The sequence below is a fragment of the Lentzea sp. NPDC051838 genome (genome assembly GCF_040681245.1).
Taxonomy (GTDB): Bacteria; Actinomycetota; Actinomycetes; order Mycobacteriales; family Pseudonocardiaceae; genus Lentzea.
In genome coordinates, this window is record NZ_JBFAYI010000003.1 from 352324 (window position 1) to 377620 (window position 25297).

Annotated in this window: 1 protein-coding gene (cut by a window edge); it reads left to right on the top strand. The window is 68.9% G+C overall.

Features of this window, described 5'->3' with window-relative positions; translation table 11 throughout:
• Positions 1-25297, top strand: the 5' portion of a protein-coding gene (locus AB0M24_RS10225) for an SDR family NAD(P)-dependent oxidoreductase (protein WP_363763754.1). It continues 4325 nt past the right edge of the window; the window shows 25297 of its 29622 coding nt (coding positions 1-25297); it begins with the start codon at positions 1-3; its stop codon lies beyond the right edge, outside the window.

The window sequence follows — 25297 nt, forward strand, 5'->3', positions numbered from 1 at the left end:
ATGACCACCTCTGCTAACCAGTACGTCGAGGCTCTGCGGTCGTCACTGAAGGAGATCGACCGGCTGCGCAAGCAGAACCAGCAGCTGATCGCGGCAGCGGTGGAACCGATCGCGATCGTGGGCATCGGGTGCCGGTACCCCGGCGGGGTGGCCTCGCCGGAGGACCTCTGGCAGGTCGTCGCCGAAGGCAGGGACGTGATCGGCGGGTTCCCGGCTGATCGCGGATGGGACGTCTCGAACCTCAACACGGCCAGCATCGAAGGTGGCTTCCTCGAAGACCCGGCGTCGTTCGACGCCGGGTTCTTCGGCATCTCGCCCCGTGAAGCCGTCGTCATGGACCCGCAGCAGCGCCTGCTCCTCGAAACCGCCTGGGAGGCACTGGAACGCGCCGGGGTGAACGCGCAGTCGTTGCGCGGCACTCGTACGGGCGTGTTCATGGGCACGACTTCGCAGGACTACGCCGATCTGCTCTCGCGCTCGGGTGAGGACGTCGGCCTCTACGCCACGACCGCGTTCGCCGCTTCCGTGCTGTCCGGCCGCATCTCCTACCTCCTCGGGCTGGAAGGCCCCGCTGTCACCGTCGACACGGCGTGTTCTTCTTCCTTGGTCGCTCTGCATCTCGCTTCTTCCGCTCTGCGTGCCGGTGAGTGCGACCTGGCGCTGGCCGGTGGTGTCGCGGTCATGACGACGCCCGCCGGCTTCGCTGCCTTCACTTCACAGGGCGGGCTCGCTGGAAACGGGCGCTGCAAGGCGTTCTCCGATGACGCCGACGGCACCGGCTGGTCCGAGGGCGTCGGCGTGCTGGTGTTGAAGAGGTTGTCGGACGCCCAGCGCGCCGGGGACAAGATCCTCGCCGTCGTCCGCGGTTCCGCCGTCAACCAGGACGGTGCTTCCAACGGCCTGACCGCGCCGAACGGTCCGTCGCAGCAGCGCGTCATCCGCCAGGCACTGCAGAACGGCGGGCTTGCTCCGTCCGATGTGGACGCCGTCGAGGCACACGGCACTGGCACGACTCTCGGCGATCCGATCGAGGCGCAGGCGATTCTCTCGGTCTACGGACAGGACCGCGCCGAGCCGCTCTACCTCGGATCTGTGAAGTCCAACATCGGTCACCCCCAGGGCGCTGCCGGTGTCGCCGGTGTGATCAAGGTCGTCATGGCGCTGCAGAACGGACTGCTGCCCAAGACCCTGCACCTCGGCACGCCCTCCACGCAGGTCGACTGGAGCCGCGGCAACGTGTCGTTGCTTCGCGACGCGCGGCCGTGGCCGTCCGTCGACCGGCCGTTGCGCGCTGGTGTGTCCGCGTTCGGTGTCTCGGGCACGAACGCGCACGTGATCCTCGAGCAGGCGCCGCCGGTTGTCGTCGAAAGCACCGTTGTCGCTGCTCCTGCTGTGGTGCCGTGGGTTCTGTCCGCCCGCACTCCGGACGCGTTGGAGGAGCAGCGGGTTCGGTTGCAGTCGGTCGTGGATGCCCTGTCTCCGTTGGACGTCGCATTCACGCTGGCGACCGCGCGGGCGTCGTTCGAGCAGCGAGCCGTGGTGCTGCCGGACGGAACCGAGCTGGCGCGCGGTGTCGCTGTTGAGGAGCACACGCTCGCGTTCCTGTTCTCGGGGCAGGGATCGCAGCGGCTCGGCATGGGACGGGAGCTGCACGCGCGGTTCCCGGTGTTCGCTTCTGCGTTCGATGAGGTCTTGACGCACCTCGACCCTGTGTTGCGCTCGGTGATGTGGGGTGAGGACGCCGCTGCCCTGGAACAGACGAAGTACACGCAGCCCGCGCTGTTCGCCTTCGAGGTGGCGATGTTCCGGCTGCTCGAGTCGTTCGGTCTGGTGCCGGAACAGGTGGCGGGTCACTCGATCGGCGAGATCGCGGCCGCGCACGTCGCCGGGGTTCTGTCGCTCGAGGACGCCTGCACGCTGGTCACCGCGCGAGCGTCGCTCATGCAGGCGTTGCCGTCCGGTGGAGCCATGTTCGCGTTGCAGGCCACTGAGGGCGAGATCCTGCCGCACCTCACCGACGGCGTCTCCATCGCCGCCGTCAACGGTCCGCGTTCGGTCGTGATCGCTGGTGTTGAACAAGAGGCTCGTAGGATTGTTGAACGATTCGACGATCGTAAGTCGAAGCAGCTCAACGTGTCGCACGCGTTCCACTCTCCGTTGATGGAGCCGATGCTGGACGACTTCCGCGCGGCAATCTCCGGCATTTCGTTCAACGATCCGACGATCCCGGTGTTGACTGGCGGGATTGTTCAACAATCCGAGTACTGGGTTCGGCATGTCCGCGACGCGGTTCGCTTCCACGACACCGTGACGGCGATGGGGGACAAGACCTTCGTGGAGGTCGGTCCGGACGGCGTGCTCGCCGCGATGGTCGACGACGCGATCCCCACCGCGCGCAAGGACCGCGGCGAGGAACTGGCGTTCGTCACAGCGCTCGCCCGTCTGCACGTGTCCGGTGTTCCGGTCGACTGGGCCTCGCTGTTCGAGGGCTCGGGGGCTTCTCGCGTCGATCTGCCGACGTATGCGTTCCAGCGGCAACGTTTCTGGCCGCGCCCGGCGTCGTCGTCGGGTGACGTGCGCGGCGCCGGCCTTGGTGCGGTCGGACATCCGTTGCTCGGTGCGGCGGTCGAGCTGGCCGGGTCGGCGGGCCACCTGTTCACGTCGCGGCTGTCGCTGGCCACGCACCCGTGGCTCGCCGATCACGTGGTGATGGGGCGGGTTCTGTTCGCCGGCACCGCGTTCCTGGAGCTCGCGGTCCGTGCCGCGGACGAGGTCGGGTGCTCGCGCGTCGAGGAGCTGACGCTCGCCGCGCCTCTGGTGCTGACGGCGGACGCTGCCGTGCAGGTGCAGGTTTCCGTTGGGGCCGCTGACTCCGCTGGATGTCGCTCGGTCGCGATCTTCTCGCGGCCTGAGGGATCCGTTGACACGCCTTGGCTTCAGCACGCGTCCGGTGTGCTGGGGTCGGGTGCTTCGGCGGTGTCGTTCGACGCCTCGGTGTGGCCGCCTGCCGGTGCTACCGCCGTCGACGTCTCCGGTTCGTACGAGCGCTTCACCGACATGGGCTTCGACTACGGGCCGGTTTTCCAGGGCCTGCAGGCGGTGTGGCGTGGTGGCGACGGCGTCGTGTACGCCGAGGTCGCGTTGCCCGACGGGGTGGACGGCGGGGCGTTCGGGCTGCACCCGGCGTTGCTGGACGCCGGTATGCACGCCGCCGGGTTCGGTGATCTCGGCTCGATCAGCCGTGGCGGGCTGCCGTTCTCGTGGCAGGGCGTGTCTCTGCACGCGTCGGGTGCTTCGGCTGTGCGGGTGCGGTTGTCGCGCGGCGAGGACGGCTCGATGGAGATCGCTGTCGCCGATGCGACCGGTGCTCCCGTTGCGTCCGTGGAGGCCTTGCAGACGCGTCCGGTTCCGGTCGACGAGCTGGGCTCCGGGATGGAGCGGGACTCGTTGTTCCGCATCGAGTGGGCGCCCGTGGAGCTGCCGGTCGGGTTCGCCGAGCAGACCGTGGCAGTGCTCGGGCCGGACGTGCTGTCGCTCGCTGCCGGTCCTGTCGTGTCGGAGTTGACCGACGCCGACTTGACGCTGGTTCCTGTTGTCGGCACTGATGTTCGTGAGACGTGCGCGCGAGTGCTGTCGATCATTCACGAGGCGCTGCCGGGAACCGGGCGGGTGGCGTTCGTGACCCGTGGCGCGGTGGACGGCGATGACCTTGCCGCTGCCGCCGCGCGCGGATTGGTGCGGTCGGCGCAGTCCGAGCACCCCGGCCGTTTTGTGCTGGTGGACCTGGACTTCGCCGAGGCGTCCGTTGGTGCGGTGCTGCACGCTTTGACGACGGACGAGCCGGTGTTGGCGATCCGCGACGGTGTGGTGCTGGCGGCGCGTTTGGCTCGGGCCGCTCTGCCCACTGAGCGTCCTGTCTGGTCCGGTCGCGTGCTGATCACCGGTGGTACCGGCGGACTTGGTCAGCTGGTCGCCCGGCATCTCGTTGTCGAGCACGGTGTTCGCGAGCTGCTGCTGGTCTCACGCACGGGATCTGCTGACGTCTCCGCGTTGGCGTCGTTGGGCGCAGACGTGATCGTCGAGGCGTGTGACGTCTCCGACCGGTCGGCTCTGGAGTCGTTGCTGTCGCGGCACTCCGTCGGTGGCGTCGTGCACACTGCCGCCGTGCTGGACGACGGAGTGGTCGAGTCGCTCTCTGCCGCACGTCTGGACACCGTGTTCCGGCCGAAGGTCGACGCGGCGCTGCACCTGCACTCGCTGCTGCCTGACGTGCCTTTCGTGCTGTTCTCGTCCGCCGCAGGCACTTTCGGTGGTGCCGGGCAGGCGAACTACGCCGCTGCCAATGCATTCCTCGACGCGCTTGCCCGGAACCGTCCGAACACGGTGTCGCTGGCCTGGGGCGCGTGGGAGCAGACCTCGGGTATGACCGCGTCGATGTCGGATGCCGACCTTCAGCGCATCGCCCGCTCCGGCATGCCGCCGCTGTCGGTCGCCGAGGGTCTCGCGTTGTTCGACGCGGGAGCCGCCGGTTCCGATGCTTTCCTTTTGCCGCTGCGCCTGGATCTTCCGGCTCTGCGTTCCCAGGGAGCGCCGCCGCCGTTGCTGCGCGGCCTGATCAAGACTCCGAAGCGCCGCGCCGCAGCCCAGTCCGTCGCCTCCGAGGGCCTGGTCTCCTCGTTGTCGCGGCTGGGTTCGGACGCGCGCCTGGAGGCGTTGCTGGAGCTGGTCGCCGTCGAGGTCGCCGCGGTGCTCGGCCACGGCAGTGCGTCCGAAGTGGACCGCACACGCACGTTCCAGGGCCTCGGCTTCGACTCGCTGACGGCAGTCGAGTTGCGCAACCGCCTGACCGCTTCCACCGGTATCCGCCTGCCGGCGACGCTGATCTTCGACTACCCGACGGCCGGCTCGTTGGCCTCCTACCTGCTCGACGAGCTCTTCGGTGCGGATGCGTATGTGCCAGAAGTGGTTTCTCAGGTCTCCGATGATCCGATCGTGATCGTCGGCATGGCCTGCCAGTACCCCGGCGGCGTGTCCTCGCCGGAAGACCTGTGGCGCCTGGTGTTCGAGGAGCGCGACGGCGTCACCGGCTTCCCGGCCAACCGCGGCTGGGACCTGGAGGGCCTGTTCGACCCGGACCCGGACGCCGCGGGCAAGACCCACGTGATGCAGGGCGGTTTCCTGCACGACGCCCCGTCGTTCGACCCCGACTTCTTCGGCATGTCCCCGCGCGAGGCGCTCGCGACCGACGTCCAGCACCGCCTGCTCCTGCAGACGGCGTGGGAGGCCTTCGAACGCGCGGGCATCGACCCGGCTTCGGTGCGCGGCTCCAAGACCGGCGTGTTCGCGGGCGTGATGTCCAACGACTACTCGACTCTGGTGTCCGACGACATCTTCGAGGGCTACCAGGGCACCGGAACCGCGCAGAGCGTGCTGTCCGGTCGCGTCGCCTACACCTTCGGCCTCGAAGGCCCGGCGGTCACCGTCGACACCGCCTGTTCGTCCTCTTTGGTCGCTCTGCACCTCGCGTCTTCGGCTCTGCGCAACGGCGAATGCTCGCTGGCCCTGGCCGGTGGCGTCACGGTGATGTCGACTCCGGGCTCCTTCGTGGCTTTCTCGAAGCAGCGCGGCCTCGCGATGGACGGCCGCTGCAAGTCGTTCGCCGACGCCGCCGACGGCACCGGCTGGGGCGAGGGCGTCGGCCTTCTGGTGCTGGAGCGCCAGTCCGACGCCCTGCGCAACGGCCACACTGTGCTGGCTGTCGTGCGCGGTTCCGCGGTGAACCAGGACGGCACCTCGAACGGTTTGACCGCTCCGAACGGCCCCTCGCAGCAGCGCGTGATCCGCTCGGCGCTCGCCTCTGCTGGCTTGTCGGTGTCCGATGTGGACGTCGTGGAAGCCCACGGCACGGGTACGACCTTGGGTGACCCGATCGAGGCGCAGGCTCTCCTGGCGGTGTACGGGCAGGATCGCCCGGAACCGCTGCTGCTCGGCTCCATCAAGTCCAACATCGGCCACACGCAGGCCGCCGCGGGCGTCGCCGGCATCATCAAGATGGTCCACGCGATGCGGCACGGCGTCGTGCCCGCGACCTTGCACGTCGACCAGCCTTCGACCCACATCGACTGGACCGCGGGCGACGTCTCTCTCGTGACCACGGCGACTGCGTGGCCTTCGGTTTCGCGCCCGCGCCGCGCTGGCGTCTCGTCGTTCGGTGTGTCGGGCACCAACGCCCACGTCATTCTCGAGGCGCCGGAATTGTCAGACCTGCCTGAGATGATTGGCGCGGGCCAAGCAGGTGGCGCGGTGCCGTGGGTGGTGTCGGCGCGTTCTGCTCAGGCATTGGCCGGGCAGATCGAGCGGATCAAGGCGTGGCCCGGAGACGCGGCGGACATCGCGTTCTCGTTGCTGACCACGCGCGCGACGTTCGACCACCGGGCTGTGGTGCTCGACGGCGAGGTGCTGGCGACCGGAGTGGCCAAGGCTGGTGAGCTGGCGTTCCTGTTCAGCGGGCAGGGGTCGCAGCGGGTCGGCATGGGGCGCGAGCTGTACGAGACCTTCCCGGCGTTCGCCGAGGCGCTCGACTCGGTGCTCGCCAACCTCGACCCCGCCGTTCGCGAGGTCATGTGGGGGAGCGACCAGGAGGCGCTGAACCAGACCGGGTACACGCAGCCCGCGCTGTTCGCGTTCCAGGTGGCGCTCTACCGGCTGTTCGAGTTCTACGGCGTGAAACCGGACCACATCGCCGGCCACTCGATCGGTGAGATCGCGGCCGCGCACGTCGCCGGTGTGTTCAGCATCGAGGACGCTTGTCAGCTCGTGACGGCTCGTGCGTCGCTCATGCAGGCGTTGCCGTCCGGCGGCGCGATGGTGTCCGTGGTCGCGTCCGAGAAGAAGGTTCGTGAGCACCTGACCGATGGCGTGTCCATCGCGGTGGTCAACGGGCCGCGGTCTGTGGTGATCGCCGGTGTCGAAGATGAAGTGCTCGCCATCGCCGCGAAGTGGAAGAACAAGCGGTTGAAGGTCTCGCACGCGTTCCACTCGCCGTTGATGGAGCCGATGCTGGACGACTTCCGCGAGGCGATCAGCGGGCTGACGTTCCACGAGCCGCTTGTCCGCATGTCAACATCCGGACAAGTGAACAACGTCGACTACTGGGTCGACCACGTGCGGAACACCGTCCGCTTCCACGAGAACGTCACCGCATTGGGTGACGTGAGGTTCGTGGAGATCGGGCCTGATGGTGTGCTGTCTGCGCTGGTCGACGGCTGTGTGCCGGCGGTCCGGCGCAATGTTGACGAAGTCAAGTCAATGTTGACTGCATTGAGCCGAATCAATGTTGACGGCGTCGTCAATGTTGATTGGAACAAGTTCTGTCAACATGGCCGCAAGGTCGACCTGCCGACGTACGCGTTCGAGCAGCAGCGGTTCTGGCCCGAAGTGTCCACGAAGTCGGACGTCCGGTCGGCCGGTCTCGGCGCGGTCGAGCACCCGCTGCTCGGGGCCGCGGTCGAGCTGGCGGGCGGAGAGGGTCTGCTGTTCACGAGCAGGCTGTCGCTGCGCACTCACCCGTGGCTGCGGGATCACTCGCTACACGGCAAGGTGCTCGTGCCCGGTGCGGCGCTCGTCGAGCTCGCGCTGCGGGCCGCGGACGAGGTCGGTCTCGACCGTGTCGACGAGCTGACCATCGCGGCTCCGCTGGTCTTGCCGGCGTCCGAGGCCGTGCAGGTGCAGATCCGCGTGGGCGCTGACGGCGAGCGCAGGGCGGTGGCGATTCACAGCCGTCCTGAGGACAGCGACCTGCCGTGGACCGAGCACGCGGCCGGGTTCCTGGCGAGTGGCACGCCGGTCGTCGACTTCGACGCCACCATGTGGCCGCCTGCCGGGGCTGAGGCGGTTCAGGTCGAGGGCGCCTACGAGCGGTTCGCGGAGCTCGGCTTCGACTACGGGCACGCGTTCCAGGGGTTGCGAGCCGCGTGGAAGCTGGGCGACCAGGTGTTCGCCGAGGTGGCGCTGCCCGACGACGTGACGGCGGCCGGCTTCGGCATCCACCCCGCGCTGCTGGACGCCGCGCTGCACGCGGTGGCGTTCGCCGACCAGCGGACCGAGGGCGCGGTGCCGTTCTCGTGGGAGAACGTTGCGCTGCAGGCGGTTGGGGCCACGGCGTTGCGGGTTCGTCTTCGGACGACCAGCGACAGCTCGATGGAGATCGCCATCGCTGACACCACCGGTGCGCCAGTGGCGACGGTCGGGTCCCTTGTGACGCGGGCCGTGTCGGCGCAGCAGCTCAGTGCCGCGCAGGAGGCGTTGTTCGGCCTGGACTGGGTGCCGATCACGCTGACCGACGCGGTTCCGGCGGCGCACGTCGTGGAGCGAGTCGAAGCGGACGGTTCGCCGGTCGAAGCCGCGCACACGTTGACCGCCGCTGTGCTCGCGAAGATCCAGGAGTGGATTGCCGCTGAGCGGGCCGAGAAGCTTGTCTTCGTTACGCGGCAAGGCGATCTGGGTGCGTCTGCGTTGTGGGGCCTGGTGCGGGCAGCGCAGTCAGAGCACCCCGGCCGGTTCGCGCTGGTCGAGACGGACGGCGACCTGCCGGACGCAGTGCTCGCGAGCGCCGAGCCGCAGCTCCGGGTGCGTGGCGGCGAGGTGTTCGTGCCGCGCGTCATCCGGATCGCCGCCGGCGAGAACGTCGCTGTGGAAGGGCCGGTGCTGATCACCGGAGGTACCGGCGGGCTCGGCCAGGTCATCGCGCGGCATCTCGTTGCCACGCATGGTGTTCGTGACCTTGTGCTGGTCAGCCGCCGCGGTGAGACGCCGGACTGGGTGACGGAGCTGGACGCGTCGGTCACGGTGGTGGCGTGCGACGTCGCCGACCGGCACGCCGTCGCGAACCTCTTGGCGGGTCGCGAGATCCGGTCCATCGTGCACACAGCCGGTGTGCTGGACGACGGCGTGATCGAGTCGCTCACGCCGGACCGATTGTCGACCGTGTTGCGTCCCAAGGTCGACGCCGCGTGGAACCTGCACGAGCTAGCGCCGGACGTCTCGGCGTTCATCGTCTACTCCTCTGGCGCGGGGATCTTCGGGGCGTCCGGCCAGGGCAACTACGCGGCGGGCAACACGTTCCTCGACGCGCTGATCGAGCACCGGCGCGCTGCCGGCCTGCCGGGTGTGTCGCTGGCGTGGGGTGCGTGGGCGGAGACGGGCATGCTGTCCGGTGCCGACGCCGAACGTCTGGCGAAGTCCGGGATGCCGCCGATCACGCCTGCGGAAGGCGTGGAACTCTTCGACGCCGCACTGTCTTCCGGTGCTTCGCTGGTGCTGCCGTTGCGCCTCGACCTGCCGGTGTTCCGGGCGCGGGGCGAGGTTCCGGCGGTCCTGCGGGGTCTCGTGAAGGTCCGTGCTCGGCGCACGGCCGCTTCCGCGGTGTCGTCCTCGCTGGTGCAGAAACTGTCCGGTGTGGACGAAGCGGGTCGTCTGGAAGCGTTGCTGGATCTCGTGCGTGCCGAGGTCGGCGCGGTGCTCGGCCACAGCGGCGGCGAGACGATCGACCCGTCGCGGGCGTTCCAGTCGCTGGGCTTCGACTCGCTGACGGCCGTCGAGCTGCGCAACCGGCTTGGCGAGGTCACCGGGCTGCGGCTGCCGGCGACGCTGACGTTCGACTACCCGACGGCCGCGGCGCTGGCTTCGTTCCTGCGCGACGAGCTGTTCGGCGCCTCCGGCGCGGTGTCTTCGCTGCCTGCCTTGGTGTCCACTTCGGATGATCCGATCGTGATCGTCGGCATGGCTTGCCGTTACCCCGGAGGTGTTTCCTCGCCCGAGGACCTGTGGCGGCTCGTCGCGGACGGCGTCGACGCCATCACCGAGTTCCCGACGAACCGCGGCTGGGACACCGACGGCATCTACCACCCCGATCCGGACCACGCGGGCACGACCTACTCGATCTCCGGCGGCTTCCTGCACGAGGCGGGCGCGTTCGACGCGACGTTCTTCGGCATGTCGCCGCGCGAGGCCCTCGCGACGGACTCCCAGCAGCGCCTGCTGCTCGAGACGACCTGGGAGGCGCTGGAGCGGTCCGGTATCGACCCGGCTTCGTTGCGGGGCAGCGCGACGGGCGTTTTCACCGGTGTCATGTACAACGACTACGCGTCCATTCTGGACGGTGGCGAGTTCGAGGGACACCAGGGGCAGGGCAGTGCGGGTTCGATCGCTTCCGGTCGCGTCTCCTACACGTTCGGCTTCGAGGGTCCTGCGGTCACGGTCGACACCGCGTGCTCCTCTTCTTTGGTGGCACTGCACCTGGCCTCGCAGGCGCTGCGTTCCGGTGAGTGCTCGCTGGCGGTTGCCGGTGGTGTGACGGTGATGTCGACGCCCACCACCTATGTCGAGTTCTCCCGCCAGCGCGGCCTTTCCGTCGACGGACGCTGCAAGGCCTTCTCGGACGACGCCGACGGCACGGGCTGGGGTGAGGGTGTCGGTCTGCTGGTGCTGGAGCGCCAGTCCGATGCTGTTCGCCTTGGCCACACGGTTTTGGCTGTCGTGCGTGGCTCCGCGGTGAACCAGGACGGCGCTTCCAACGGCCTGACCGCGCCCAACGGCCCTTCGCAGCAACGCGTGATCCGGTCGGCTCTCGCGTCGGCCGGCCTGGCTCCCGCCGATGTCGACGCCGTCGAGGCGCACGGCACCGCGACGAAGCTCGGCGACCCGATCGAGGCCCAGGCGCTGCTCGCGGTCTACGGGCAGGACCGCTCCGAGCCGCTCTACCTCGGCTCGATCAAGTCGAACATCGGCCACACGCAGGCCGCCGCGGGTGTCGCGGGCGTGATCAAGATGGTGCAGGCGCTGCGTCACGGCGTGCTGCCGCAGACCCTGCACGTCAGCACCCCGACCACGCAGGTCGACTGGGAGTCCGGCGCCGTCGAGGTGCTGACTTCCTCGCGCGCGTGGCCGTCGGTGGATCGCGCGCGCCGGGCCGGCATCTCGTCGTTCGGCGTCTCGGGCACCAACGCCCACGTCATCATCGAGGCCGCAACCCCGTCCTCCGAATCTGTGGACAGCTCGGCACCTGTGGACAACCCGCCCGTTGTCGATCTTGCCGGCGCGGAATTGTCGGCCTCTCGTGGGACGCTTGGAGTGGGGACCTCGGTCTCCCCCCGGGGCCCCCAGGCGGGATCGATTCCGTTGGTGGTGTCGGCCCGGACGGCTGGGGCGCTGGCTGGGCAGGTTGCGCGGGTCAAGGCGTTGGTGGACGGCGGGGTGTCCGCTGTGGACGTCGGGTTCTCGTTGGCGACTACGCGCGCGTTGTTTGAGCATCGGGCCGTTTTGGTTGACGGTGAGGTTGTTGCTGAAGGGGTTGCGGGCGGGAAGCCCGTGGCGTTCCTGTTCTCCGGGCAAGGATCGCAGCGGGTTGGGGCCGGGCGTGAGTTGTACGAGGCGTTCCCGGTGTTTGCGGAGGCGTTCGACGCTGCGGTGGTGAACCTCGACCCCGCTTTGCGGGAGGTCATGTGGGGGGACGACCAGGAGGCGTTGAACCAGACCGGGTTCGCGCAGCCGGCGATCTTCGCGGTCGAGGTGGCGCTGTACCGGTTGCTGGAGTCGTTCGGGGTGAAGCCGGACCGCGTGGTCGGGCATTCGATCGGTGAGATCGCGGCGGCGCATGTTGCCGGGGTGTTGTCGCTTGAGGACGCGTGTTTGCTGGTTACGGCTCGTGCGGCGCTCATGCAGGCGTTGCCCGCCGGTGGGGCGATGGTGTCGGTTGTTGCCTCCGAAGAAGAGGTGCTGCCGCATCTGACGGCTGGGGTGTCTGTCGCGGCGGTGAACGGGCCTCGGTCGGTGGTGATCGCGGGCGTTGAGGATGAGGTGCTCGCCATCGCCGCGAGGTGGAAGAGCAAGCGGCTGAAGGTCTCGCACGCGTTCCACTCGCCGTTGATGGAGCCGATGCTCGACGACTTCCGCGAGGCGATCAGCGGGATCACGTTCGGAGAGCCGGTTGTCGGAATGTTGACATCCGGCGATGTCACGTCGGTCGACTACTGGGTGAACCATGTTCGGGACGCGGTGCGGTTCCACGACAACGTCACGCGACTGGGTGACGTGGCGCTGGTGGAGGTCGGGCCCGACGCGCAGTTGAGCGCGATGGTGGACGGCGCCACGGCGGTGTTGAGGCGTGATCGCGGTGAAGTCGCGTCAATGTTGACTGCACTCGGTCAAGTACATGTTGACGGAATCAATGTTGACTGGACGCGGCTGTACACGGGTGGACGGAAGGTTGATCTGCCCACGTACGCGTTCGAGCACCAGATGTTCTGGCCGGCGGCGGTGCGCAAGGCCGGGGATGTCGGGGCGCTGGGGCTCACGCGGGTTGAGCACCCGCTGCTCGGGGCTGCGGTGGATGTCGCGGGGGCGGACGGGTACCTGTTCACGAGCCGGCTGTCGCTGAGCTCGCACCCGTGGCTCGCGGATCACCGGGTGTTCGGGCAGGTGCTGCTGCCCGGGACGGCGTTCCTGGAGCTCGCGGTGCGGGCCGGGGACGAGGTCGGGCTCGACCGCGTCGACGAGCTGACGCTGGCCGCGCCGCTCGTGCTGCCCGAGTCGGGTGCGGTGCGGGTGCAGGTCGCGGTCGGGGTTGAGGAGAACGGGCGGCGCGCGGTCGAGGTGTTCTCGCGGCCGGACGGTGTGGATGTGCCGTGGACGCAGCACGCGACTGGTTTCCTGGCGAGTGGTGCTGCCACTGGCGACTTTGACGCGACGGTGTGGCCGCCTAGCGCGGAAAGCGTTGACGTTGAAGGGGCTTACGAGCGGTTCGCGGAGAACGGGTTCGAGTACGGGCCGGTGTTCCAGGGGCTGCGGGCGGTGTGGCGGACGGACAGCGAGGTGTTCGCCGAGGTCGCGTTGCCCGAGGGTGTGGACGGGGGAGCGTTCGGGCTGCACCCGGCGCTGCTCGACGCCGTCCTGCACGCCGGCGGGTTCTTCGGCGGGGCCGAGGCGGGGCTGCCGTTCTCGTGGGAAGGCGTGTCGCTGCACGCCAGTGGCGCGTCCGAGGTTCGGGTGAGGCTGCGTCGCGGCGGTGACACGTGGGTGATCGCGGTCGCCGATGCGGCGGGTGCGCCGGTGGCGACGATCGGGTCGCTGGTGACGCGGGCGGTGTCGGCGCGGCAGGTGAGCGCGGTCGATCGGGACTCGCTGTTCCGGCTCGACTGGGTGCCGGTGTCGTTGCCTCAGGCTGGTGCGGCCGCTGTCGTGGTGGAGGAGTTCGTCGGCGACGGGGATGTTGTTCAGCAGACGCATGCGCTTGCTGCCCGCGCGCTGGAGCTGGTGCAGCGGTGGATCGCTGAGGAACGTGCTGAGCGACTGGTTTTCGTGACGCGCCAAGACGATCTGGCCGCGAGCGCGGTGCACGGTCTGGTGCGGGCCGCGCAGAACGAGCACCCCGGCCGGTTCACGCTCATCGACACCGATGACGAGGTGGCAGAGCAGGTTCTCGCGATCGACGAGCCGCAGTTGCGGGTGCGGGGTGGCCAGGTGTTCGCGGCACGGCTCGCGCGCGCCTCCGTTGCCGAGCCCGGTGAGTTCACCGGGCCGGTGCTGATCACCGGCGGTACCGGCGGGCTGGGGCGGGTGATCGCGAAGCACCTCGTCGAACGGTACGGCGTCAAGGATCTCGTGTTGGTCAGCCGCACGGCCAAGGCTGATGTGTCCGATTTGGACGCCAAGGTTGCCGTGGTCGCCTGCGATGTCAGTGACCGCAAGGCGTTGCAGAAGGTGTTGAAGAAGCACAAGGTTCGCAGCGTCGTGCACACCGCCGGGGTACTGGACGACGGCGTGGTCGAGTCGCTCACGCCGGAGCGTCTGGCAACCGTGTTGCGGCCCAAGGTCGACGCCGCCTGGAACCTGCACGAGCTCACGAAGAACCTCGACAGGTTCATCATCTTCTCCAGTGCTGCCGGAACGTTCGGTGCTGCGGGGCAGGCGAACTACGCCGCCGGCAACGCGTTCCTCGACGCTCTGGCCGAACACCGCCGGGCCGCTGGGCTGCCCGCCGTGTCGCTGGCGTGGGGCGCGTGGAACCAGACCGGGATGCTGTCGGAGGCCGATGCCGAACGCATGGCACGGGGTGGGACGCCGCCGTTGTCGGTGGAGCAGGGACTCTCGCTGTTCGACGCGGCGATCGCCGGTGAGGACGCGGTGCTGCTGCCGTTGCGCCTCGACCTCGCGACGTTGCGCGACCACGGCGAGATCCGGCCGTTGCTGCGCGGCCTGATCCGGACTCGGGCTCGGCGCGTTGCGGCACAGGCGGATTCCGGGCTCGTCCAGAGGCTTTCCGCTATGGCAGCGGAAGCGCGTGTCGAGGCACTGCTCGACCTGGTGCGCACCGAGGTGGCCGCGGTGCTCGGTCACGACGGTGTCGCCGCGGTGGATCCGACCAGGGCGTTCCAGGATCTCGGCTTCGACTCGCTGACCGCGGTGGACCTGCGCAACCGCCTGACCGCCGTGACCGGGCTGCGGTTGCCGAGCACGTTGATCTTCGACTATCCGACGTCCGCGGTGCTGGCCGGCTTCCTGCGGGACGAACTGTTCGGCTCCGACGCGGTGTCCTCGTTGCCCGCGTTGACGTCCACTTCGGACGATCCGATCGTGATCGTCGGCATGGCGTGCCGTTACCCCGGCGGGGTCGCGACGCCGGACCAGCTGTGGGACCTCGTGGTCGACGGCCGGGACGCCATCAGCGAGTTCCCGACGAACCGCGGCTGGGACCTCGACTCGCTCTACCACCCGGACCCGGACCACGTCGGCACCTCGTACACGAAGTCCGGTGGCTTCCTGCACGACGCCGACCTGTTCGACCCGGAGTTCTTCGGGATGTCGCCGCGTGAGGCCGTCTCGACCGATGCCCAGCAACGACTTCTGCTCGAGGCGTCGTGGGAGGCGTTGGAGCGCGCGGGAATCGACCCCGTCGGGTTGAAGGGCAGTCCGACCGGTGTGTTCGCCGGCGTGATGTACAACGACTATTCGCTGCTGCTCGAAGGCGACTCCGAGGGGTATCAGACGACTGGTGGCTCGCCTTCGGTGGTGTCCGGCCGGGTTTCCTACACCTTCGGTTTCGAGGGGCCCGCGGTCACTCTCGACACGGCGTGCTCGTCGTCGTTGGTCGCGATGCATTGGGCGATGCAGGCTCTCCGTGCCGGCGAATGCTCGCTGGCGCTGGCCGGTGGTGTGACCGTGCTGGCTTCGCCGGGTGCGTTCATCGGGTTCTCGCGGCAGCGCGGGCTGTCGCCGGACGGGCGGTGCAAGGCGTTCTCCGACTCGGCTGACGGTGTCGGCTGGTCCGAGGGTGTCGGTGTGGTCGTGCTGGAGCGGCTGTCCGATGCGGTTCGCAACGGGCACAACGTCTTGGCTGTCGTGCGGGGTTCCGCGGTCAACCAGGACGGCGCTTCCAACGGTTTGACCGCGCCGAACGGTCCGTCGCAGCAGCGGGTTATTCGTCAGGCGCTGGCGTCGGCTGGACTGTCCACTGCGGACGTTGATGTTGTCGAGGCGCACGGCACCGGTACGACTTTGGGTGACCCGATCGAGGCGCAGGCGTTGCTGGCGACTTATGGCCAGGACCGGCCGTCGCCCCTGCTGCTCGGTTCGATCAAGTCCAACATCGGTCACACGCAGGCCGCCGCCGGTGTCGCCGGTGTGATCAAGATGGTTCAGGCGCTGCGCTACGGCGTGGTGCCGCAGACGCTGCACGTCGACTCGCCTTCGTCCCACGTGGACTGGGAGGCCGGGGCGGTTCAGCTGCTGACCGGCAACGCCTCGTGGCCCGCGGTCGACCGGGCTCGCCGCGCCGCCGTCTCGTCGTTCGGCGTCTCGGGCACGAACGCGCACGTGATCTTGGAGGCGCCGGGCTCGGGGATCCCCCCGATTTCCAGCGTACCGGGTGAAAGTGCTGGTCAAGCGGGTCTGTTGGAATCTGTGGACAACTCGGTGGCTGTGGACAACCTGGTGCCTTTGGTGGTGTCGGCCAAGTCGTCGGCGTCGTTGAAGGCTCAGGTCGAGCGGGTTGTGGCGTTGGTGGAGAGCGGTGTTTCGGCGGTCGACGTCGGGTTCTCGTTGGCTACTACTCGCGCGTCGTTCGAGCACCGGGCTGTGGTGTGGAACGGTGTTGAGCTGGCCAGTGGTGTGGTGAGGAACCGGCCGCTCGCTGTGGTGTTCTCCGGGCAGGGGTCGCAGCGGCTGGGGATGGCGCGGGACCTGTACGAGGCGTTCCCGGTGTTCGCGGAGGCGTTGGACGCCGTGCTCGTCAACCTCGACCCGGCGTTGCGGGACGTCATGTGGGGCGACGATGCCGAGGCGTTGAACCAGACCGGGGTTGCGCAGCCAGCGATCTTCGCGGTTGAGGTGGCGCTGTACCGGTTGCTGGAGTCGTTCGGGGTGCGGGCCTCGCAGCTGGCCGGGCATTCGATCGGTGAGATCGCGGCGGCGCACGTAGCTGGGGTGCTCAGCCTTGAAGACGCCTGCTTGCTTGTCACGGCTCGGTCGGCGCTCATGCAGGCGTTGCCCGCTGGTGGGGCGATGGTGTCGGTCATCGCGTCCGAAGAAGAGGTGCTCGCGCACCTGACTGACGGTGTGGCGATTGCTGCCGTCAACGGGCCTCGGTCGGTGGTGATCGCTGGGGTCGAGGGCGAGGTGCTGGCGGTTGCGGAGCGGTGGAAGAACAAGCGGCTGAAGGTGTCGCACGCGTTCCACTCGCCGTTGATGGAGCCGATGCTGGACGACTTCCGCGAGGCGATCTCAGAGATCCAGTTCGGGGAGCCGCGCATTCCGATCAGCGCGTCTGGGGACGTGACCACGGCTGAGTACTGGGTGCGGCACGTTCGGGAAGCTGTGCGGTTCCACGACAACGTCACTCGGTTGGGTGACGTGACGGTGGTCGAGGTCGGGCCTGATGCGCAGTTGACGGCGATGGTTGACGGGTTGATTCCGACGTTGACGCGCAACATGGCCGATGTTGAATCAATGTTGACTGCACTCAGTCAAGTACACGTTGACGGAATCAATGTTGATTGGACGCGGTTCTACGAGGGCGGCAGGAAGGTCGAGCTGCCGACTTACGCGTTCAACCGGCAGCGGTACTGGCCCGCGAGCGCGGGGCGGGCGTCGGACGCGTCCGGGCTGGGGCTGGTCAGTGTCGGGCACCCGTTGCTCGGGGCTGCGGTGGAGCTGGCCGAGGGCGAAGGCGTGGTGTTCACCAGCCGGATGTCGCTGAGCACGCATCCGTGGCTCGCGGACCACGTCATCATGGGGCGCACGCTGGTGCCGGCCGCCGTGCTGATCGAGCTCGCGATGCGGGCCGCGGACGAGGTCGCGCTCGACAGGGTCGACGACCTGACGCTGGCCGCGCCGCTTGTGCTGCCTGAGCGCGGAGCCGTGCAGGTGCAGCTGAAGGTTGGCGCGGATACTGGCGGCCGTCGACAGTATGCAATCCACTCACGGCCTGAGGACGCGCCGGATTCGCCGTGGACGCAGCACGCGACCGGGTTCTTGGCGAGCGGGACGGCGAGCAGCGAGTTCGATGCTGAGGTTTGGCCGCCTGCTGGGGCCGTCGCGATGGACTACGAGGAGTGCTACGAGCGGTTCGCTGTCGTGGGCTTCGCCTACGGACATGCGTTCCAGAACCTGAAGGCGGCTTGGCGGGTCGGCGACGAGATCTACGCGGAGCTCGCGCTGCCCGAGGACGTTGATGGCACGGCTTATGGGCTGCATCCGGCGTTGCTCGACTCGGCGCTGCACGCGGCGTTGCTGGACGAGACGCTCGACGCGGGGCTGCCGTTCTCATGGGAGGGCGTGTCGCTGCACGCCACCGGGGCGAGCGAGCTGCGCATCAAGCTGACCCGTGACGAGGGCGGCATGCGCAGGACGATCGCGCTGGCCGACGTCACGGGGGCGCCGGTCGCCACGGTCGAGGCCGTGGTCGTGCGGGCGGTCAACGTCGAGCAGCTCGGTGAGGCCAGGCAGAGCGAGCTGTTCGGGCTCGAGTGGGTGCCGGTCACGCAGGAGGACGTCGCGGCGCCCGACTCGGTCGCGGTTGTCGGGCCGGACGTGCTCGAACTCGGGTATCCGGTGGTCGAGGCGATCACGGACACCGATGCCGGGCTGGTGTTGGTGCCGGTTGTGGGTGGCGAGGACGTCCTCGGCGCGACGCACGGCAACACCGCTCGGGTGCTGGGGCTGGTGCGGGAGTGGATCAGCAGTGGTAGGGGCGGCAGGCTCATGTTCGTCACGCGCGGCGGGACCACGGGCGAGGACCTGGGCGCCGCGGCGGTGTGGGGTCTGGTGCGGTCGGCGCAGTCCGAGCACCCCGGACGGTTCGGTCTGATCGACCTGTGCGGCAACAACCTGTCCGCCGCGATGGTCTCGGTGGCGTTCGGTGTCGACGAGCCGCAGCTGGTGGTGCGCGACGGGCAGGTGCTCGCGGCGCGGCTGGCACGGGTGACGGGTGCTGAGGAAGTCCGTTGGGAGGGCAAGGTTCTCGTCACCGGCGGTACCGGTGGGCTGGGCGCTGTCGTCGCGAAGCACCTCGTCGAGACGCACGGTGTTCGGGAGCTGCTGCTCGTCAGCCGGCGTGGTGAGGCTGACACCGCGGAGCTGGAAGCGTTGGGAGCGCAGGTCACCGTCGCCGCGTGTGACGTGACGGACAGGGACGCGGTCGCGGAACTCCTTGCCCAGCACGAGATCCGGGGTGTCGTGCACGCGGCCGGTGTGCTGGACGACGGCGTGATCGAGTCCTTGACGCCGGAACGCCTCGCGAAGGTGTTGCGGCCCAAGGCTGACGCCGCGTGGCACCTGCACGAGCTGACTCGGGACCTGACGGCGTTCGTCGTGTTCTCGTCGGCGGCTGGGGTGTTCGGCAACGCGGGCCAGGCGAACTACGCGGCGGGCAACGCGTTCCTCGACGCCCTTGCCGCGCGTCGCAAGGCTGAAGGACTGCCCGCCACGTCGATGGCGTGGGGTGTGTGGTCCGAGGTCAGCGGCATGACCGGCGAACTGACCGAGGCCGAGGCGGCGCGGATGACGGCTGCCGGCCTGCCGCCGATCACGGTGCGGCAGGGGCTGGAGCTGTTCGACGCGGCGGTCGCGAGCGGGGCGGCGCTGACCGTTCCGGTGAGGCTCGACCTCGCGACGTTGCGGGCACGTGGTGCGGTGGCGCCGTTGCTGCAGGGCCTGATCCGGGTCAAGGCACGGCGTGCTGCCGCGGGGTCGGCGACGGCGTCCGGGCTCGTGCAGAAGCTCGGCGCGATGGACGTCAACGATCGGCGTGCGGCGCTCGTGGACCTGGTGCGCGCGCAGGTTTCCTCGGTGCTCGGCCACTCGTCGATCGACGCGGTGGACGCGACGCGGGCGTTCCAGGACCTCGGGTTCGACTCGCTGACGGCGGTCGAGCTGCGCAACCAGCTCACCGAGGCGACCGGGTTGCGGCTGCCGGCGACGCTGGTGTTCGACTACCCGACGTCTGTGGTGCTGGCCGACCACCTGAACGCGGAGCTGTTCGGCTCTGCCGACGCGGTGGACTTGCTGCCTGCGCTGGTGTCCACTTCGGACGATCCGATCGTGATCGTCGGCATGGCCTGCCGGTTCCCCGGCGGTGTGACGTCGCCGGAGTCGTTGTGGGAACTGGTGCTCTCGGGCACGGACGCGATCACGCCGTTCCCGGACAACCGCGGCTGGGACCTCGACACGTTGTTCCACCCGGATCCCGACAACCTCGGCACCTCATACGCCCGCGCCGGTGGCTTCCTGCACGACGCGGACCAGTTCGACCCGGCGTTCTTCGGGATGTCGCCGCGGGAGGCGCTCGGCACGGACGGCCAGCAGCGCATCCTGCTGGAGACGACGTGGGAGGCGCTGGAGCGGGCCGGTATCGACCCGACTTCCCTGCGGGGGACGCGGACCGGTGTGTTCGCCGGTGTCATGTACAGCGACTACGCGCAGATCGTCGAGGCGGACTCCGAGGGGCATCAGGGCGCGGGTACGTCACCTTCCGTGGTGTCGGGCCGCGTTTCTTACACCTTCGGGTTTGAAGGGCCGTCGGTGTCGATCGACACCGCTTGCTCTTCGTCACTGGTCGCGATGCATCTCGCGGCTCAGTCGCTGCGGGCTGGTGAGTGCTCTTTGGCGTTGGCCGGTGGTGTGACGGTGATGTCGACGCCGGGTGCGTTCGTCGGGTTCTCACGGCAGCGCGGGTTGTCGGAGGACGGGCGGTGCAAGGCGTTCTCGGACTCGGCTGACGGTGTCGGCTGGTCTGAGGGTGTCGGTCTGCTGGTGCTGGAGCGTCAGTCCGATGCCGTGCGTCTTGGTCACACGGTTCTGGCGGTGTTGCGTGGTTCCGCTGTCAACCAGGACGGTGCTTCCAACGGTTTGACCGCGCCCAACGGTCCTTCGCAGCAGCGGGTGATTCGGCAGGCGTTGGCGTCGGCTGGACTGTCCACTGCGGACGTCGACACCGTTGAGGCGCACGGCACCGGTACTACTTTGGGTGACCCGATCGAGGCGCAGGCGTTGCTCGCCACTTATGGGCAGGACCGTGACGTGCCGCTGCTGTTGGGTGGCATCAAGTCGAACATCGGTCACACGCAGGCGGCGGCGGGTGTGGCCGGCGTGATCAAGATGGTGCAGGCGATGCGGCACGGGGTTGTGCCGCGGACCTTGCACATCACTGAGCCGTCCACGCACGTCGACTGGAGCGAGGGGGCGGTCTCGCTCGTCACCAAGGCCACGCCTTGGCCTGAGGTGTCGCGGCCGCGGCGGGCGGGTGTGTCGTCGTTCGGGTTCTCGGGCACGAACGCGCACGTGATTCTTGAGGCCGCAACCCCGGTTCCGGAATCTGTGGACAGCTCGGCACCTGTGGACAACTCGGCGGTTGTGGATCTTGCGGGCGCGGATTTGTCGGCCTCTCGTGGGACGCTTGGAGTGGGGACCTCGGTCTCCCCCCGGGGCCCCCAGGCGGGATCGATTCCGTTGGTGGTGTCGGCCAGGACTGCGGAGGCGCTGGACGGGCAGGTTGCGCGGGTCAAGGCGGCTGAGGGGGCGGCGGAGGACGTTGCGTTCTCATTGCTGACCACGCGGGCGCGGTTTGAGCACCGGGCTGTGGTGCTTGGGGATGAGGTGCTGGCGCGCGGAACTGCTTTGTCGCAGCGGTCGTTGGCGGTGTTGTTCTCCGGGCAAGGGGCGCAGCGGGTTGGCATGGGGCGTGAGTTGTACGAGGCGTTCCCGGTGTTCGCTGAGGCGTTGGACGGCGTGTTGATGTACCTGGACCCCGCTGTCAGGGACGTGATGTGGGGTGAGGACCAGGAGGCGCTGAACCAGACCGGGGTGGCGCAGCCGGCGTTGTTCGCGGTTGAGGTGGCGCTGTACCGGTTGGTCGAGGCTTGGGGTGTCAGGGCCGAGCAGGTTGCCGGGCATTCGATCGGTGAGATCGCGGCGGCGCATGTTGCCGGGGTGTTGAGCCTTGAGGACGCGTGTTTGCTTGTTACGGCTCGGTCGGCGCTCATGCAGGCGTTGCCCGAGGGTGGCGCGATGGTGTCGGTCATCGCCTCTGAGGAGGAGGTGGTGCCGCATCTGACGGCCGGCGTGTCGATCGCGGCGGTCAACGGGCCTCGGTCGGTGGTGATCGCGGGGGCCGAGGACGAGGTTCTCCAGATCGCGGAGCGGTGGAAGAGCAAGCGGCTGAAGGTGTCGCACGCGTTCCACTCGCCGTTGATGGAGCCGATGCTGGACGACTTCCGGGAGTCGCTGGCTGAAGTGACGTTCAGCCAGCCGGGTATTCCGATGGTGGCGTCCGGGGATGTCACGACGGTCGAGTACTGGGTGAACCACGTTCGGGATGCTGTGCGGTTCAGCGACAACGTGCAGCGGTTGCGGGACGGTGGCGCGACCACGTTCCTCGAGGTCGGGCCGGACGGGGTGTTGTCTGCGCTGGTCGAGGACGCCATTCCGGTGCTGCGCAAGGACAAGGGCGAGCGGGTGGCGGCGTTGACCGCGCTCGCGAGGTTGCACGTCGACGGTGTGAAGGTGGACTGGAGCGGGTTCTGCGGTGGTGGTCGGAAGATCGATCTGCCGACGTACGCGTTCGACCACCAGCGGTACTGGCCGGCGGTGCAGATCGGTGGGGACGGGGCTGCCGGGATCGGCATGGTGTCGGTCGGGCACCCGTTGCTCACGGCGTCGGCCGAACTCGCTGACGGGGAAGGGTTCCTGTTCACGAGCCGGTTGGCGGTGCGGACGCATCCGTGGCTTCGTCACCACACGATCATGGGCCGGGTGATGGTGCCGGGTGCGGCGCTCGTCGAGCTCGCGATGCGGGCCGGGGACGAGGTCGGGCTCGATCGGCTGGAGGAGCTGACGTTGTCGGCGCCGGTCGTGCTGCCGGAGACCGGCGGGCTGGCGTTGCAGATGAAGGTGTCAGCCGGGGACGAGCGGCGGGCGTTCACGATTCACGCGCGGCCGGATGACGTTGACTCCCCGTGGGTTCAGGTGGTCAGCGGTGTGCTTGCCCAGGGTGAGCAGCGCGTCGAGTTTGATACGTCCGTGTGGCCGCCGGCGGCTGAGGTCGTGGACGTCGAGGGCTGCTACGAGAAGTTCGCCGAGGCCGGGTTCGCTTACGACGGCATGTTCCGCGGGCTGCGGGCGGCGTGGCGGGACGGTGACACGACCTATGCCGAGGTGGCGCTGCCGGACGACGTGAGTGTGAAGCCGTTCGGGCTGCACCCGGCACTGCTGGACGCGGCACTGCACGCCTCGTTGCTGGACGAGAGCGGGGCGGCCGGGCTGCCGTTCGCCTGGGAGAACGTGTCGCTGCACGCGACCGGGGCGACGGCGTTGCGGGTCAAGATGACGCGCGACGACAACGGGCTGCGGATCGCGGTGGCCGACCCGGCGGGCAATCCGGTGGCGTCGGTCGAGTCGTTGGTGATGCGGGCCGTCGCCGGCGAACAGCCTGCTGAGCTGGACTCGTTGTTCTCGGTGCAGTGGACGCCGATCGCGGTGCCGCCGGCCGAGGCGGGCAAGACCGTCAGCGTGCTCGGGCCGGACGTGCTCGGGTTGTCGGTCGGCCGGGTCGAGGGCCTGCTTTCGTTGACCGACACGGATGTTGTGCTCGTGCCGGTCGCGGGGGAGCAGAACGCCGAGTCGGTGCGGGCGGTGACGCACCGGGCGTTGGAGCTGGTGCAGGAGTGGATCCGGGAGGACCGCGACGGGCGGCTCGTGTTCGTCACGCGCGGTGCGGTCGAGGGTGACGACCTGGCCGGTGCGGCGGTGTGGGGGCTGGTGCGGACCGCGCAGACCGAGCACCCCGAACGGTTCGGGCTGATCGACCTGGACGCCGAGGAGTCGTCGCTGGCGACGTTGCTCGGGGTGCTGGACCTCGACGAGCCGCAGCTGGTGGTGCGGGACGGGGAGGCTCGGGCGGCTCGGCTCGGCCGGGTTGCCGCGTCGGCTGAGGAAGTCGTGTGGGAGAGCCCGGTTCTCGTCACCGGTGGTACCGGTGGGCTGGGGCGGATCGTCGCGCGGCACCTGGTGCAGAACCACGGGGTCACCGAGCTGGTGCTGGTCAGCCGCAGCGGGCAGGGTGACGTCGGCGAGCTGGAGGCGTTGGGGGCTCATGTCTCCGTTGTCGCCTGCGATGTCGCCGACCGGGCCGCGCTGTGGGAGTTGCTGAAGCAGCACAAGGTTCGCGGTGTGGTGCACGCGGCCGGTGTGCTCGACGACGGCGTGATCGAGTCTTTGACGCCGGAGCGGGTCGACGGGGTGTTGCGGGCCAAGGTCGACGCGGCGTTGAACCTGCACGATCTTGCCACCGAGGCCACGCGGTTCGTGTTGTTCTCGTCGGCGGCCGGTGTGTTCGGCAACGCCGGACAGGGCAACTACGCGGCCGGTAACGCCTTCCTGGACGCGCTGGCAACGCAGCGGCAGCTCAACGGGCTGCCCGGTGTGTCGCTCGCGTGGGGTGCCTGGGACACCGGCATGTTGTCGGCTGAGGATGCGGAACGGATGCGGCGGTCCGGTATGCCGGCGATCGACGCCGAGCTGGGGCTGCGGATGTTCGACGCGGCGGTGGCGGGTGTTGAGCCCGCGGTGGTTCCGGTGCGGCTGGATCTCGGTGCGCTGAAGCAGAACGGTGACGTGAAGCCGTTGCTGCGCGGGCTGATCCGGGTGAAGGCGAGGCGGAAGGTCGCCGGGTCGGAGACGGCGTCCGGGCTGGTGCAGCGACTGTCTGTTTTGGACGAAGCGGGTCGGCTGGATGCGTTGGTGGACCTGGTTCGCGGCGAGGTCGCGGCGGTGCTCGGGTATGACACGATCGCCGCTGTCGATCCGGCGCGGGCGTTCCAGGAGCTCGGGTTCGACTCGTTGACGGCGGTGGAGCTGCGGAATCGGTTGACTGCCGTGACGGGGCTCAAGCTGCCGGCGACGGTGGTGTTCGACTACCCGTCGTCGGTGCAGCTGGCCGGGTATGTGAAGGACGAGCTGCTGGGAGCGGTCGCGCCGGTGGCGGATCTGCCTGCGCTTGTGTCCACTTCGGACGATCCGATCGTGATCGTCGGTATGGCGTGCCGGTACCCCGGTGGTGTTTCGTCGCCGGAGGACCTGTGGGAGCTGGTGGTGGGCGGCGTCGACGCGATCACGCCGTTCCCGACCAACCGCGGCTGGGATCTGGACACGTTGTTCCACCCGGACCCCGACAACCCCGGCACCTCGTACGTGCGGGCTGGTGGGTTCCTGCACGACGCCGACCAGTTCGACCCGGAGTTCTTCGGGATGTCGCCGCGGGAGGCGCTGGCCACGGACTCGCAGCAGCGGCTCATGCTGGAGACGGCCTGGGAGGCGCTGGAACGGGCCGGGATCGCGCCGGCCTCGTTGCGGGGTTCGTCGACCGGTGTGTTCGCCGGTGTCATGTACAACGACTACACGCAGCTCATCGGCGGTGCGGACACCGAGGGCTTCGGGTCGACGGGTGCTTCGCCCTCGGTGATCTCCGGCCGGGTTTCGTACGCGCTGGGGCTTGAGGGGCCGTCGGTGTCGATCGATACCGCGTGTTCTTCTTCTCTCGTCGCGCTGCACTGGGCTATGCAGGCTCTTCGGGCCGGTGAGTGCTCGTTGGCGTTGGCCGGTGGTGTAACGGTGATGTCGACGCCGGGCTCGTTTGTCGGGTTCTCGCGGCAGAGGGGCTTGTCGGAGGACGGACGGTGCAAGGCGTTCTCTGACTCGGCTGACGGTGTCGGTTGGTCTGAGGGTGTCGGTCTGCTCGTGCTGGAGCGTC